We start from the raw sequence: 15,238 nt of genomic DNA on the forward strand, positions 1-15,238 counted from the left end.
AATGTTACGAACGACTGTCAGATATTGACATAGATCTCCCTTCTCAGTCACGCTCTTCGATGCGCTTGATCCCCACCACAAATGGAGGCTCACGAATGTTCAGACGTGCTTCGAAGATGCTGGCGGCGCTCGTCCTCACGGCCGCGGCCACACTGGTCGGCGCCACCGTCGGCGCGTCCCCCGCCTACGCCGACGGCTGCTACACCTGGGGCCGCACCCTCCAGCAGGGCGCCTCGGGTGAGGACGTACGGCAGCTGCAGATCCGGGTCGCGGGCTACCCGGGCTACAACGCCCAGCTCGCCATCGACGGCGTCTTCGGCCCGGCCACCCGCTCGGCCGTCATCCGCTTCCAGCAGGCGTACGGCCTGGCCGCCGACGGCGTCGCCGGACCGAACACGTTCAACCGCATCTACGCGCTGCAGGACAACGACTGCACCCCGGTCAACTTCAGCTACGCCGAACTCAACAAGTGCAACAGCAACTGGTCCGGCGGTGCGGTGTCAGCCGCGACCGCCCGCGCCAACGCACTGGTCAGCATGTGGAAGCTCCAGGCGCTGCGGCACGCGCTCGGCAGCCAGTCGATCCGGGTGACCAGCGGCTTCCGCAGCTACTCGTGCAACAGCGCGGTCGGCGGCGCGAGCAACAGCCGGCACCTCTACGGTGACGGCGTCGACCTCGGCGCCGGACCGCACACCCTGTGCCGCCTCGCCCAGCAGGCCCGCTACCACGGCTTCCGGCAGATCCTCGGCCCCGGCTACCCCGGTCACAACGACCACACCCACGTCGCCGCGGTAGGCGGCTGGTCCGCCCCGTCCTGCGGCATGTAACCCCACTCCCCCGCGATCTTGCACTAGTCACCCGACAAACCCATACAAAGGGGGGAGACAACCGCAAGATCGCGGGGGCTCGGGGCGCCCGGCTCGGGGCGCCCGGGCTCAGGGCTCGGGGGCGATCTGTACGCCCAGGGCGGCGGCGAAGACGTGGGCCAGCTGGATCAGGTCGGCCGCCTCGACGACCGCGCCCCGCCAGCTCGTCACCCCGGCCACGTCCAGCAGCACACAGTCGCGGAACCGGGTGCCGGTCATCGTGGCGTTGTCGAACCGGGCGCCGGTCAGGTCGCAGCCGACGAACGCCGCCCCGCTCAGGTCGGCACCGGTGAAGTCGGCGCCGGTGAGGTTGCAGCCCTCGAAGCGTACGGCCGTGAAGCGGGTGAACCGCCAGCCCGACAGATCCATCCGGCACGCCTCGAACACCACGTCGCGGGCGACCGCGTCGACGAGGGCGAACCCGGTCATCCGCGAGTCGGCGGCCCGCACCCGGAGCAGGGTCGCCGACGGCATCCGCAGGTTGGCCCAGTCGCCGCTCTCGACCAGGCAGTCGGTGAGGCGGGCCCGGGACAGCGTCGTACCGGCCAGCGTGGTGTGGCGCATCCGGCACTGGGTGAACTCGACCGCCTCGGCCCGCCGGCCGGACAGGTCGAGGTCGACGAAGCCGAGCCGCTCGTAGCCGGCCTCGGTGTCGAGGTCGTGGTCGGGCAGCACGGCCGGGTCGAGTGACGCCGGCGGCCGCGGCCGGGCCGGCTCGGCCGGCGCCCGCGCCGGTCGGGTTCGCGGTCGGGACGGGGACACCGGGTCACCCTACGGCAGCGCCGGGACCGGGTCGGCACCTGTGGTGACCGGCGACACGTTCCGGAATGATCAAGCTCTGGACCAGCTTGTACGTCGAATAGACCCTACTTTTCCGGTAGGCGATCGACGACTGTGACGGAGTGACGCGATGACGGCCCTGCCCACCCCACTGGTCTCCACCGACTGGCTCGCCGACCACCTCGACGACCCCGACGTACGGATCCTCGACGCCACCGTGCACCTGGCCGCGCCGGAGCCGGGCAGCACGCAGTGGAGCCAGCGGTCCGGACACGACGAGTACCTCGCCGCCCACATCCCGGGCGCGGCGTTCGCCGACATCATCGACGACCTGTCCGAGCCCGACGGCGGCTGGTTCACCAAGCCGTCCCCGGCCCGGTTCGCCGCCGCCGCCGGCCGCCTCGGTATCGGCCCGGACAGCCGCGTCGTCGTCTACTCGCTCGACCCGTTCTGGGCCACCCGGGTCTGGTGGCTGCTGCGGGCCAACGGCTTCGACAACGTCGCCGTGCTCGACGGCGGCTTCCGCAAGTGGACCGCGGAGGGCCGGCCGACCCGGGCCGGCGCGGAGAGCTACCCGGCGGCCGGGTTCGTCGGCAGCCCACGCCCGCAACTGTTCGCCGAACTCGCCGAGGTCGAGCGGGTCGTCGAGAGCGGGTCCGGGGCGTGCCTGATCAACAGCCTCTCGCCGCAGGACCACCACGCGACGCAGACCAACAGCTACCCCCGCCCCGGCCGGATCCCCGGCAGCGTCAACGTGTTCGTCGGCGCGCTGCTCGACCCGGCCGACGGCACGTTCAAGCCGGTCGACGAGCTGCGCGAGATCTTCGCCGACGTACTGGCCCGGCCGGGCCGCAAGGTCACGTACTGCGGTGGCGGGATCGCGGCGACCGGCGACGCGCTGGCGCTGACCCTGCTCGGCGAGGCCGACGTCGCCGTCTACGACGGCTCGCTGCGCGAGTGGACCAGCGACCCCCGGCTGCCGCTCGAGGTCGGCTGATCCACCCGCGCCCGGGTGTCAGGCCAGGCTGCCGAACGGCGCCCACCCGGCGCTATCGAGCGGACCCGCGCGGAACGGCGCGGTGAGGGCCGCCGGTCTCACGCCGTTGCCGGCCCCGTACTCCGACTCCTCGAGGTCCTCGGCGTAGAGGTCGAGTTCCACCGGGTTCGTCAGCTCCATGACTGCCTCCTTCTGATCGGACCGTCCCGGCCGTGACCGGCCGGGACACCGGGTGAGCGCCCGCTGGGGTCGGCGCTCACCCGGTGGCTGTGGGGTTTCCCAGGGCGACGGCGAACAACGGCTGCCGGCGTACGCCGTCGCAGTGCAACGGCCGGCGTACGGCGGCCGGCACCGGGCCGGCGAAGACGCAGCCGACCAGGTCACGGGCGACCGCGTCGAGCCACATCGCGTACGCGGCGGCGCCGGCGCGGGCCAGCAGCAGCCGGTAGCCGTGCCCGCCGCGCCGGGCGGTGGCCGACCCGATGTCGCCGAGGATCGTGACGATCGCGCCGGCGTCGGCGAACTCCGGGTCAGCGAGCAGGTCCGCGCCGGCGTCCGGGTCGGGCAGCGGCAGCACCGGGGTGACGGTCCGGGTGGCCGCGTCGTAGCGGTGGACACCGGCCCGGAGGCCGTCGACACGCAGCGCGACGACCAGCACCTCCAGCGGGTCGTGGTCGACCTCGGTCGGCCGGTCCCGGCGGTCCGCCGCGATCCCCGCCGCGACGGCCGCCCCGAGTTCGGGCAGCCGCAGCGGGGTGGCCGCGAACCGCCGTACCGCCCGCCGGCGCGACAGCGCGGTGAGCAGGTCGGCCGGCCGGCCGAAGGCGGCCGGTACGGCCACCGGCGGCCCGGCGGCGGGCAGCGCGGGCAGGGCCGGGAGCCCTTCGGCGGGCGGGTGGGTGGCGTCGAAGGAGCGCAGCAGCGCGGGCACGAGGCCGGCGGGCGAGGTCACGCGGGCACCTCCCGGTCTCCCGGGGCGCGCCCGTCCACCGCCCGCTCCACCAGGTCGATCACGGCGGTGACGGGTTCGACGGCGCGGTCGACGCCGAGCACGGCGGCGAGCCGGGCGTCGTCCCACTCCGGGCGGGGCGGCGCGGTCAGGCCCAGCGGACCGGCGGCGGCGCCGGTGGCGGCCTGGGCGCAACCGGCGTCGAACAGCACCAGGCGCAGCGCGGACGCGTCGTACTCGCCGACCGCCCGGCGCAGGTCGGCGGTGAGCACGATCGAGGCGGGCGCGGTTCCGCGTACGCCGTCCGTCAGGTCCGCGAGGCGGGCGAGCGCGTGCCGGTCGGCGACGTAGCCGTAGACGCCCGCGGGCAGGCCGGCGACGTCGCGGGCCACGAGGTGCGCCACGACCGAGCCGAGGTTTCCGGCGGTCGCGGTCCAGCGCAGCACCCGGTCCGGGGTCTCGCCACGCCAGCCGGCACAGACCGTCAGCAGCACCCCGACCGCGGCCAGGTCGACCCGGTTGCCGGTCCGGCCGTCGCGCAGCAGGTCCATCGCGGGCGCGGGCAGCGACGTACGCGGCGCGAGCGGCCACGTCTTCGCGGCGCGGCGGGAGGCCCGCCCGGCCGGCCGGTAGTGCGCCCGGTGCCGCCCGGCGTCGGGGAAGTCCCGGGGCGGGCGGCCGACCGCCGCCTCGTAGCGGGCCGCCGGCGGCGCCTCGCCCGGCTCGCCCGGCGCGGCCGAGCAGTCGGGACAGCCGGGGCGGGTGGCGGCGGCGTGCCGCTCCTGGGTGAGGTCGGTGAGGTCGACGCTGCGCCAGCGCATCGGCAGGGCGACCTGGGTGGCCCGGCTGACCAGCCCGAAGATCTCGTTCGCGGCCAGCGCGGCGGCGAGCGCGAGATCGTCGGGGTCGGGTGGGCCGGCGGGGTCGGCTGGGCTGGCAGGGCCGGCCGGGCACCCGGTGGCGCAGGCGGGGCACGGGGTGAACCGGGAATCGACGTACGGGCCGAGGTGGGCGACGCCGTCGCGGACCGACACCCACAGCAACGGGATGCCGCTCCGCCAGCAGTCGGCGACCGTGTCCGCGTCGTCGTACGGCGCCGTTGCCGCCAGCACGACCAGCGTGGCGCCGCCGGCCGGGAACGGCCCCGCGCCCCGGCTCACCGCGATGTGCGCGCCGAGTTCGGTGGCCAGCGCCGCCGCCAGCGGGCCGTCGCCGCGTACCTCGACGTGCGCGGCCGCGAGCCGGGCGGCGGTCAGCTCCCAGGCGGCGTCGGCGCCCGTCGCGTCGCCGATCCGGGACAGGAAGTCGGCCAGGTGGTCGGGCACCGCGGTCACGTCGGCACCGGCCGGCGCGGCCTCCTCGACGGCTCCGCAGGCCCACAGCAGGGTCACCGCCTGGAACAGTGCCCGGGGCGTGATGCCGAGCGTGGCGGCCAGGGTCGGGTGGTCGCGGCTGCCGTCCATCAACGGCAGCAGGCGCGCGACCAGGTCGACGGCGGCCCCGCCGAGGCGCCTGCGGCGCGCCACGCCGTCGATGACCAGCCCGTCCCCGGCCCGGTACGTCAGCACCCCACGCCGGGTACGCGGCCGTACCGGCACCGCGAACCGCCGGTCGGTCAGCGCCGCCCGCGCCACGAACCCGGCCGTGACGACGCCGCTCATGCCGGGCCCCCGGTCCGCCCGCGGCGGGCCTCCGGCACACCGGGTTCCCCGGGCCGGCGCAGGCGCGCGGCGAGGTCGTCGAGTCGCGCGTGGTCGCGCGGCGGCCGGCAGCGGGGGCAGCGGTCGACCGCCACCACCCCGTGCCGCCCGGTCGTGCCGGTGACCAGGTCGACGGTACGTACCCAGCCGCCGGGCCGCTCGTCGGACGGCGTCCAGGCGTCGCGGACGGCGCGGCGGGCCAGCGCCACCGCAAGCCCGACGTGGTGGTCGGCGTACCCGGGGATCGGCCGTTCGACGGTCCCGGTGTCCGGGCCGCCGTGCTGCCGGCGGCGGCGCTGGAAGCAGTCGTGGCAGGCGGTGCGCCCGGGCACCACGACCGGGCCGCAGCGCAGGTGGGGGTGGTCGAGCAGGACCGGGAACCAGGGCCGGCGGGCGGCGTACGCGGCCCGGTCGACGGCGTCGGCCAGCGCGGGCCGGTCGTGGCCGGCGGCCAGCACCACGATGTCCGCCGCCGGCCGGCTCACCGGCCGGTCGGTGACGGTCGAGCCGGGATGGCCGGCGGCGAGCCGCGCGGCGACCCGGTGCCCGAAGTCGCCGGACGCGACGACCAGCAGCGTCGGGGTGGCCGGCTCAAGCCGGGCACCCCGATCGCGCACGTCTCGCTCGACGGTGGCGTACATCGTGGTCCTCCGTGGTGCGGTTGGTCAGGCGAACGGTTGCGGTACGGGGTTGACGTCGGCCTCGGCGCGCACCGGGTGCCCCATGGCGGCCGGGGCGGCGTAGAGGCGGGGGTGGGCGAGGTAGCGGGCCCGGTACACGAACGACAGCGGCATGAGCCGCGGTACGAGCACCCGGACCACGACCGCGCCGGCCTGCTCGGCCTCGTCGGTGGTCAGGTCGACGACGACGACCTCGCAGCCACCGGCCCGCAGCCGCGCCAGCAGCCAGTGCAGGACGGTGATCGGCTCCCCCGGCGGCGGCGCCGGCAGGTCGGCGAGACGGCGTACCGGGCGGTCGCCGTCGAGCAGGAAGTCGAAGTGGTGCCGCCGGTCGCGGCGGCCGAGCGCGATCGCCCCGTCGACGACGCTGGCGACGTCCGGCCCGGCCGGCGGCGTACGGTCGGCGGCCGCCGCCCGTAGCGCGATCCGCAGGGCGGCGGCCTCGCGGTACACCTTGGCCACCGCCGCGCGCGGATCCGCCACGCAGGCGGCGGCCACGAGCTGGGCGAGGTGCCGGTCGTGGTCGGCGAGCTGCAGGCCGAACAGGACCGGGATGCCGAGGTCGGTCGTCGCGTCGAAGAGCAGCGTGTGCACGTACGGCACCCGGCCCCGGCCGACGAGTTCCCGGGACCGGTCGTCGAGGTCGGCCGGGTCGACGGCCAGCCGGGGCAGCCGGAGACGTTGCAGCCAGGCGAGGCTGACCGCGTCGCGCTCGACGACCTCCAGCAGGCCGGCGACGACGGCCGCGACCGGATCGGTGTGCGCCGCGCAGCCGGTCGAGGTCGGGTTGGTGACCGCCTCCGCCGCCGACTCGGGCGGGTTCTTCAGCCAGACGTGGGCGGCCGGCACGTACACCGGCCGGTCGGCGGTCAGCGACCAGCCGCGTACCCAGCGGCGCGGGGCGGCCCGGTCGGGCGCGACCAGGCCGCAGCGCGGGTCGGCGAGTTCGGTCGGCGAGCAGCGCGGCCACGAGTCGAGGTCGACCGCCTCGGCGCCGAGTTCGTCGGCGCTGGCCCGGATGGTCCGGTCGGGGTCCACGGCGCAGGAGGAGTACCGCTCGACGGCCTCGGCGACGGCCAGGTGTGCCGCGCGGGCGGCGTCGAGGTCGCCGCCCGCGCCGTCGAGGTTGCCGTGCTCGGGGCGGTGCGACCAGCGGCGGTGCGGGTCGAGCACCGGGCCGGGGTCCCCGATCCGGGCGACGAAGGTCGGCAGGTCGGCCTCCCCGTCGGCGGCCGGCACCCGGGTCACGGCGCCGACCAGCCCGTACGGCGAGACGAGGGCACCGAACCGGCGCAGGCCGGTCGGTACGGTCGAAGTGTCGGATAGCGGACGCGATTCGCGGTCGGGTCCGCTGTGGATCCCGGTCACCGCTGGGTTCATCGTCGCCGCCTGTCGTCGTCCACCTCGGATGCCGACCCAGTGTGGGCGGCCCGGCGGCCCCCCGCCTGAGTGCCGGGTACTCAAAAGTCACGGCGCGGCCGGAGAGCGGTTACTCATCCGGACCGGGCCGACCGGCGGCGGCCGGCCGGGGCGGGCGAAGAGGATACGACCCACACGCACCCGCCCCGTTCAGCCGCTAGACGCCGCTGTCTAACTTGCCGGTAAACCGCATGAGTAGCTGGAGGACGCGGGGATGCGAATGGTTGCGGATCGGTTGTCGGTGGACGGCCCGCTGGTCGGGCGCGACGACGAACGGGAGCGGATCGCGGGGGCACTGACCGCCGTACCGGGCTCCGGGGTGCTGCTGGTCGGCCGGCCCGGGGTGGGCAAGAGCCGGCTCGCCGCGGCGGCCCTGGACGACCACGAGCGGGCCGGTGCCGCCGTCGTCCGGCTGGCCGCGACGCCCGGCTGGCGGGAGGTGCCGTTCGGCGCGGTCGTCGACCTGTTACCCGGCGCGGCCCTCGGCGTCACGGACGTGTTCCGTGAGGTGGAGCGCCGCCTGCACGCCATCGCCGCCGGGCGGCCGGTCGTGGTCGGCGTCGACGACCTGCACTTCCTCGACGACGCCTCCGCCGCCCTGCTGGAACGGCTCGTCGTCGGCGGCTCCGTGCACGTGCTGGCCAGCACCCTCGACGCCACCGTCGACGCCCCGCCGGTCGCGCTGCTGCGCCGGGCCGGCGCGCTGGCCCGGGTCGAGGTGGCACCGCTGGCGTTCGCCGACTTCCGCGACCTGGTCTCGGCGCTGCTCGACGGCCCGGCCGACGGGCTCACCCTCGACGCGCTGTGGCGGCTCACACTGGGCAACCCGCTGTTCGTACGGGAGGTGCTGCGGGCCGGTTTCGCCGACGCGGCGCTGCGCCGGGAGAACGGCATGTGGCACTGGCGGCCCGAACACCTGGGCACGCCCGGGCTGCCGGAGGTGGTCGGGCTGACCGTCGGCGCACTGACCGCCGCGGAGTCGTCGGCGCTGGCGTACGTCGCGTACGGCGCCCCGGTCCCGCTGCCGCTGCTCGAACGGCTGGTGCCCGCCGACGTCACCGAGGACCTCGAGGAGCGCGGCCTGATCCGGCTCGGCCAGACCGGCCAGCGCACCGTGGTCCGGCTCGGCCACCCGCTGTACGGCGAGGCGGTGCGGGCCCGTACCGGCACGCTACGGACCCGGCGGATCCTGCGCGAACTGGCCGACGCCCTGGAACCGGAGACGGCCGGCGTCGAGGACCGCATCCAGGTGGTGTCGTGGCGGGTCGAGGCGGGCCTCGAGGTCGACCCGACCGAACTGCTCGGCACCGCGACCGAGGCGCTGCGCCGCGGCGGCGCCGGGCTGGCGCTGCGGCTGGCCGAACGGGTGCCGACCGCCGCCGGGGCGTGGCACGCCGGCCGGGCCCTGGTCGCGCTCGGCCGGCACCAGGAGGCCGACGACCGGCTGCGGCGCGGCTACGCGGAGATGGAGGTGCCCCGCGACCGGGCGCAGGCCGCCGCGCTGCGCGCCCTGAACCTCTTCTGGGGACTGCGCCGCCCCGACGACGCCCTGCGGGTGCTGGCCGACGCCGAGCGGACGCTACCGGACGGGGTGCACCACGAGCTGCTGTCGGCACAGGCCGGGATCGCGGTGTTCTGCGGTCGCGGCCACGAGGCGCTGGCGACGATCGCGACCGCGCTGGAACAGCCGTCGCAGGACCCGCTGCTCGCCACCGCGATCGCGCCGCTACGGCCGTACGTGATGGTCTTCGCCGGGGCGCCGGCCCAGGTCGCCGCCGCGTTCGCGGCCGGCGACCCGGCGCTGCCCGAGGTGTGGCCGACGATGCGGGCCGCCACCCAGACCTGCCACGTGCAGGCGCTGGTGATGGCCGGTCGCATCGTGGAGGCGACCGAGGCCGCGGAACGCTACTACGCCGACGCCGTCGCCCACGGCGCGCCGGACGGGGTGGGGCTGATCGCGATGGCACGCGGCATCTGCGCCGGCGAACGCGGCCAGATCGAGGTGGCGTCCCGCTGGATCGACGAGGCGCTGGCGGTGACCGACCCGGCGACGGTGTTCCCGATCCGGGTGAAGATCCTGGCGATGCAGGCCTGGTGGGCGGCGCACCGGCGCCGGTTCGACGAGGGCTGGGCGGCGCTCGATGAGGTGATCCGGCTGGTCCCGGACGGCAGCTCCGCCGGCGACTACGCCCGGCTGAGCGAGGCGTGGCTGCTGGCGATGTCGGGCGAGCAGACCCGGGCGGTGACGCTGCTGCGGGAGCTGACGGACGCGTTCCTGGCCGGCGGGCAACTGTCGGTGGGGATGGACGCCGTGCACCTGTGGTCGCGGCTGGAGCCGTCGGCGGCCGTCGCCGCCGAGGCCCGCCGGATCGCCGACCTGTGCGACACCCCGCTGTTCGGCTGGTACGCCGACTACGCCGAGGCACTGGCGGCCGGCGACCCACTGCGGCTGGAGGAGATCAGCCAGGAGTGGGAGGAGCACCGGTACGACCTGCTGGCGCTGGAGGCGGCGGTGCAGGCGGCCCGCTGCCAGCCGCCGGACGGCCGTACGGCGAGCCGGCTGGCCCGCCGGGTCGAGCGGCTGCGCCAGGAGTGCGCCGGGTTCTGGCCCGCGTGGCTCGACGAACCGGACCCGGCCGGCCCGCTGACCCCGCGCGAACGGGAGGTGAGCGCGCTGGCGGCGGCCGGGCTGGGCAACCCGGAGATCGCCGAGCGGCTGGTGCTGTCGGTGCGGACCGTCGAGAACCACCTGCAACGGGCGTACGGCAAACTCGGCATCCGGGACCGCCGGGAACTGGCGGCGGCGATCGGCGCTCCCCCGGCGCCGGTCCGTTAGGGGAAGTGGGCCGGGGTACGTGGGCTGTGGGGCGGCCATGGTGCCGCCCCACAGCCCGTGCCCCGCGCCGCCTGTGCCCGCGCCGCCTGTACGGCGCGTACACGCCGCCGGCCGCGTTGCCATCCGCACGCAGAACGGCGCCGTCCGTGTTGCCGCCCGGGCCTTCGGGAGTACGCGCGGGGCGCCGCAGGGCGCCGGTTCGGCGGGTGCGCGACCGTACGCGCGTCGATCGAGGACTTGTTGCCGGATTCCCGCCCGTAATGCCCGGAACATCCCCTCGGTCGGCGCGGCGGGGCCCACCGGAGCAGCCCGCCGCCCGGCCGCATCCGCCGATCGAGGACTCGTTGCCGAAATCGTGCCCCGTAATGCCCGAAGCATCCCCTCGATCGGCGCGACCGGGGCGGTTCGGCCTTGATCGACGCGGCGGTCGGCCTCGCCGCGCCGGCCGGGCGCGCCGATCTAGGACTTGTTGCCGGAACCCTGCCCCGTAATGCCCGAGACATCCCCTTGATCGGCGCGGCCATCCGGAGCGGCGCGGCCATCCGGAGCGGCGGCGCGAGCGGGAGCGCCGCCGGCGGAAGCGGGGGCAGCGGAAGCGGGGGTAGCACCGGGGGCGGCGCCGTCCGGGGCGGCCTGATCGGGGGTGGGGCGGGGGTTCGTGCCGGGGAGGATCAGGCGGCCCAGGGCGGTGTTCGCCACCGTGGCGCAGGCCGCCGAGCCGGTCGCTATCCCCCAGCCGATCGGGCCGAGCGGCGTACACCCGAAGAACTGGCTCAGCCCCGGCGTCTGGATCACCGCCACCAGTGCCCCGGCGGACACCGCCGCGGTCGCCAGGACGGCGGGGCTGGCGCCGCCGGTCAGCACCGTCTGGCCGAGCTGGGTGCCGACCAGGGCGGCGAGGGCGACCGTGCCGGCCCGCTTGCGGCGGCCGGTCGCCCGGGCCAGGGTCCAGCCGGCGGTGGCGCCGAACGTGGTCGCGCCGGCCCGCAGTCCGATCTCCCGGTTGAGGCTGGCGCCGAGCGACGCGTCCGGGCCCTCGGCGAGCAGGTCGACGCCGGCCTCCGGGCGGGGCGGGCGGACCGCGATCGCCATCGCCGGTGCCAGGTCGGTGAGCAGGTTGACCAGCAGGAGTTGGCGGGAGCTCAGCGCGGAACGGCCGGTGACGGCGGCGGTGACGACGCTGAAGGCGATCTCGCCGAGGTTGCCGCCGACCAGGACGCTCAGCGCGTGCCGTACCGACGACCACATGGCCCGCCCCTCGACCAGGGTGGCGATGATCGTCTCGAGCCGGTCGTCGGTGACGACGAGGTCGGCGGCGGCGTGTGCGGCGGGGGTGCCGCGCTGGCCGAGCGCGATCCCGACGTCGGCGAGCCGGATCGCCGGGGCGTCGTTGGCGCCGTCGCCGGTCATCGCGACGGTCCGGCCGGCGCCACGCAGGGCCTGGATGATGCGTACCTTGTGGGCCGGGGTGCAGCGGGCCACGACGTCGGTCGCGGCCAGGCGCTCGGCGAGCGCCGGGTCGTCGAGCGCGTCGAGTTCGGCTCCGGTGGCGACCCGCTGGCCGGGTCCGTCGGTGCTGATGATGGCGGCGATCGCCGCGGCGGTGGCCGGGTGGTCGCCGGTCACCATGATGGTGTGCACGCCGGCCTCCCGGATCCGCCGGACGGCCGGTGCCGCGCTGTCGCGTACGACGTCGGCCAGGGCGACGAAGCCCAGGAACGTCAGCCCTTCGACGTCGCCGTCGGCGACCGACGAGGTGGTGGCGACCGGGCACTCGGCGACGGCGAGGACCCGCTGTCCGGCGGCGGCGTGCCGGGTCAGCAGTTCTTGCAGCGCCGACCGGCCGGCCGCGTCCAGCGGTACGTCGCCGCCGGGGTCGCGCCGCCGGGAACAGCGTGGCAGCACCACCTCCGGGGCGCCCTTGACGCTGAGCAGCAGGGCGCCGTCCGGGCCCCCGACGGTCGCGTGGTAGCCCCGGGACGCCTCGAACGGCAGTGCCGCCGTCAGGTGCCAGCCGGGCGAACCGGTGTCCGGTCCGATCCCGGCGGCGCGGGCACCGGCGAGTACGGCGGCGTCGGTCTGCTGTGGCAGGTCGGCCGGGTCGTCGGCCTCGGGTGTGGCCCGCAGCGCCGCCGCCAGCACCGGGCGCAGTTCGTCGGGCAGTTCGTCGAGGGCGGCGTACCGGCCCGGGTCGCCGACCCCGGCGAGCCGCAACCGGCCCTCGGTCAGGGTGCCGGTCTTGTCGAAGCAGAGCACGTCGACCCGGCCGAGCGCCTCGATGGTGCGCGGGTTGCGGACCAGGGCGCCGTGGTCGGCGAGCCGGCGGGCGGCGGCGAGTTGCGCGGCGGAGACCAGGAACGGCAGGCCCTCGGGTACGGACGCGACGGCCAGGTTGGCGGCGGTCGCCGCGGTCTGGGCCAGCGGTACGCCGTGCAGGAGTCCCGCGCCGGCGACGGCGACCGCCGCACCGGCGGCCAGCGGCAGCGACGAGCTGGTCAGGTGGGTGAGGCGGGCCTCGACGCCGCTGGCCGGGGCGGCGCCGCGGGCGAGTGCCATGCCGCGGCCGGCCTCGGTGTCGGCGCCGGTGGCGACGACGACCGCGGCGCCGTGGCCGGCGGCGACGCTGGTGCCCTGGTAGACCATCGATTTGCGGTCGGCGACCTCGCCGGCGACGACGGCGGCGGTGTCCTTGCCCACCGGCAGCGACTCGCCGGTCAGCGACGACTCGTCGGTCTCCAGGCCGACCGCCTCGATCACCCGGCAGTCGGCGGGTACGGCGTCGCCGGGGCAGAGCAGGACCAGGTCGCCGGGGACGAGGTCGGCGCCGCTGATGGTCTGTTCGGTGCCGCCACGCCGGACCCGTACGGTGACCTCGGCGCGGGCGAAGAGCCGCCCGAGGGCGTGTTCGGTGGCCGCCTGCTGGGCGGCGCCGACCAGGGCCGACATGGCCAGGACCCCGCCGACGAGACCGGCGTCGACGACCGAGCCGACGGCCGCGGACAGGCCGGCGCCGAGTGCCAGCACCGGGGTGAGCGGGTTGGCGAGTTCGTCGACGAAGGCGCGGGCGAAGCCGACGCCGACGGGTGGTTCGCCGCCGGTCTGCCGGACCCGCCGGCCGGCCTCCTCGTCGGTGAGGCCGGCCGGCCCGCTGCCGAGCCGGTCGAAGACGACCGGTACCGGCATGAGGTGCCACGGCGTGGTCGGCGTGGGCGGCGTCGGCGGGTTGCGGGGCAGTTCGTTGGCGCGCCAGACGCCGTTGCCGAGCGCGACGGCGGCCGTGACGTGCAGCGGCGTCTGGGACCGGCCCGGCAGGTCCCCCGGCGGGCTGGTGAGCGCCGTCACCGCCCCGAGGCCGGTGCCGGCGCCGGACAGCACGATGCACTGCTGGATCATGCGCCGGGCTCCGCCGGTGGCCTCGACCACCATGGCGGCGACGTCGATGTCGGTGTCGACGATCAGGTGGGCGCCCCAGGCGGGCAGGCCGTCGGCGCGGGCGGTGCCGATGCCGCAGTCGGCGGCGGCCAGCGCCCGCCGGTCGCCGGAGACGAGCATGACCATCGCCCCGTCGGCCTGGAGGTCCCGTACGGTCGAGGCCAGCGGGACGGTGTCCGGGGTGGCGACGACCAGTCGCAGCCCGGCCCGGCGGGCGGCGTCGGGCAGGACCTGGCTGGCGCGGGCGGGTTCGGCGGTGGCGCCGGCGAGCGCGACGAGCCGTCCGTCGTGCGCGAGCCCGAGCACGGTGTCGACCCGTTTCCGCAGTTCGCCGGCTTGATCGGCGCCGGCGCCGGGGGCGAGGTCGCCGACCGGGGCGAGTTCCCAGCCGTCGGCGGTGTGCCGGCCGGTGGGGTCGTCGGCGTCGAAGAGGGCGAAGGCGCGGGCGACGGTCTCCTGCTCGTCGGGTGCCCGGCCGCCGGGTGCCGGTAGCGGGACCAGGTCGGTGAGCACGGCCCGCGAGGACCGCAGCACCTCGGGGTCGATGACGAGGGTGTCGATCCGGTCGAGTTCGCGCAGCACGTCGCGGTCGACCACGACCACGCCCCGGCGGGCGAGCAGCGCCCCGAGCCGGGCGGCGTAGCCTTCCCGGCCGGCGGCGGCGGCCTTCGGCAGGGTGGACAGGGCGACGGCGGCGGCCCGCTTGGCGCCGCCGAACGGCAGGGTGGCGGCGCCGGCGAGGGCGCCGGCGGCCATTACCCGGACCGCGTACCGCTCGACCGGGCCGTCCGGTTTGGCGACCGGCCGGTCCTGTGCGACGCACGGCGCGGTGGCCCGTTCCGGGGTGCCGGTGAGCCGTGCCTCGGCCTTCTCCCAGGCGGCGAGTTCGGCGCGGGCCTCCTGCCATTCCAGCAGCCGCTTGCCGGTGTCGAGCACGATGCTGGGCCAGCCGCCGGACAGTCCGTGGGCCAGCGACTCGGCCAGCGGCAGCACCGAGTCGGCGCGCGGGGCGCCCTGGAGTCCCTTGCCGGCGAGCATGTGCAGCCTGGGGTGCAGGTCGACGACCTTGAGCAGGCCGGCGAGTTCGCCGGGCAGGGAGGTGAACGGCAGTACCCGGGTCGCGACGGCGAGGCCGAGGCCGAGCGCGTCGGCGGCGAGGGTGGTGACGGCCCGCCCGGTACGCGGCCCCTCCTCCGGCGGGTGCGGCGGGTCGATGTCCGGGTCGGGGGCGTAGCCGTCGTTGCGCTCGATGCCGCTGATCACCGAGATCAGCTGGTCGAGGCTCGGCCCGGGCTGTTCGACGGCGACGACGACGCGGCCGGTCGGCGGGTTGATCCGGGCCCAGGCCACGCCGGGGACCTTGGACAGCGCCACCTCGACCCGTCGGCCCAGCCGGCCGCCGGCCGGTTCGGCGACGCCCCGGACCTCGATGTGGTGGCGGCCGGGCCGGGACCAGACACCCCGCCGGTTGATCCCGGCGGCCCGGGCCAGTCCGGCCACGACGGCGCCGGCGTGCGCGACGGCCGTCCGCCCGACGGCCGCCAGGGGTCGCCACCCCGTCGGAATCATCGATCGCTGT

At 76.4% G+C, this 15,238-nt stretch carries 10 protein-coding genes; 3 read left to right on the forward strand and 7 right to left on the reverse strand.

From position 1 onward, the window contains the following. The first annotated feature begins 95 nt into the window (after positions 1-95). Positions 96-827 (forward strand): D-Ala-D-Ala carboxypeptidase family metallohydrolase, encoded by a 732-nt coding sequence (locus AB0I42_RS28880; RefSeq protein WP_357542074.1) that lies wholly within the window; start codon positions 96-98, stop codon positions 825-827. A gap of 108 nt (positions 828-935) precedes the next feature. Here AB0I42_RS28880 and AB0I42_RS28885 read toward each other — a convergent pair whose 3' ends face one another. Beyond that, positions 936-1,628 carry a pentapeptide repeat-containing protein gene (locus AB0I42_RS28885; protein ID WP_357542076.1) on the reverse strand — a complete coding sequence of 231 codons (693 nt, stop codon included), beginning with the start codon at positions 1,626-1,628 and terminating at the stop codon, positions 936-938. Between the two features lie 148 nt (positions 1,629-1,776). Here AB0I42_RS28885 and AB0I42_RS28890 point away from each other — a divergent pair, with 148 nt between their 5' ends. Beyond that, positions 1,777-2,643: a sulfurtransferase gene (locus AB0I42_RS28890; protein WP_357542078.1), complete on the forward strand. Its 867-nt coding sequence runs from the start codon at positions 1,777-1,779 to the stop codon at positions 2,641-2,643. Positions 2,644-2,661: 18 nt separating this feature from the next. On the opposite strand, the gene AB0I42_RS28895 is transcribed toward AB0I42_RS28890, so the two are convergent. The 5 genes from AB0I42_RS28895 to AB0I42_RS28915 form a co-directional block, all read right to left on the reverse strand. Further along, the gene (locus AB0I42_RS28895) at positions 2,662-2,823 is read right to left on the reverse strand and encodes a hypothetical protein (RefSeq protein WP_357542080.1); all 162 of its coding nucleotides are present in this window, start codon (positions 2,821-2,823) and stop codon (positions 2,662-2,664) included. A gap of 76 nt (positions 2,824-2,899) precedes the next feature. Beyond that, complete coding sequence (locus AB0I42_RS28900; protein ID WP_357542082.1) at positions 2,900-3,595, reverse strand: nitroreductase family protein; 696 nt, start codon at positions 3,593-3,595, stop codon at positions 2,900-2,902. Then, positions 3,592-5,253 (reverse strand): tpaE, encoded by a 1,662-nt coding sequence (locus AB0I42_RS28905; protein WP_357542084.1) that lies wholly within the window; start codon positions 5,251-5,253, stop codon positions 3,592-3,594. The genes AB0I42_RS28900 and AB0I42_RS28905 overlap by 4 nt, the downstream gene beginning before the upstream one ends. Continuing rightward, positions 5,250-5,933: a TOMM precursor leader peptide-binding protein gene (locus AB0I42_RS28910; protein WP_357542086.1), complete on the reverse strand. Its 684-nt coding sequence runs from the start codon at positions 5,931-5,933 to the stop codon at positions 5,250-5,252. Before AB0I42_RS28910 ends, AB0I42_RS28905 begins: the two co-directional genes overlap by 4 nt. A 24-nt stretch (positions 5,934-5,957) precedes the next feature. After that, complete coding sequence (locus AB0I42_RS28915; protein WP_357542088.1) at positions 5,958-7,352, reverse strand: YcaO-like family protein; 1,395 nt, start codon at positions 7,350-7,352, stop codon at positions 5,958-5,960. Positions 7,353-7,605: 253 nt separating this feature from the next. Here AB0I42_RS28915 and AB0I42_RS28920 point away from each other — a divergent pair, with 253 nt between their 5' ends. Then, positions 7,606-10,227 (forward strand): AAA family ATPase, encoded by a 2,622-nt coding sequence (locus tag AB0I42_RS28920; RefSeq protein WP_357542090.1) that lies wholly within the window; start codon positions 7,606-7,608, stop codon positions 10,225-10,227. Positions 10,228-10,686: 459 nt separating this feature from the next. Here AB0I42_RS28920 and AB0I42_RS28925 read toward each other — a convergent pair whose 3' ends face one another. Beyond that, the gene (locus tag AB0I42_RS28925; RefSeq protein ID WP_357542092.1) at positions 10,687-15,228 is read right to left on the reverse strand and encodes a cation-translocating P-type ATPase; all 4,542 of its coding nucleotides are present in this window, start codon (positions 15,226-15,228) and stop codon (positions 10,687-10,689) included. Positions 15,229-15,238 lie beyond the last annotated feature (10 nt).

Source organism: Polymorphospora sp. NPDC050346 (assembly GCF_040655695.1).
In the GTDB taxonomy this organism is placed as follows: Bacteria; Actinomycetota; Actinomycetes; order Mycobacteriales; family Micromonosporaceae; genus Polymorphospora; species Polymorphospora lycopeni.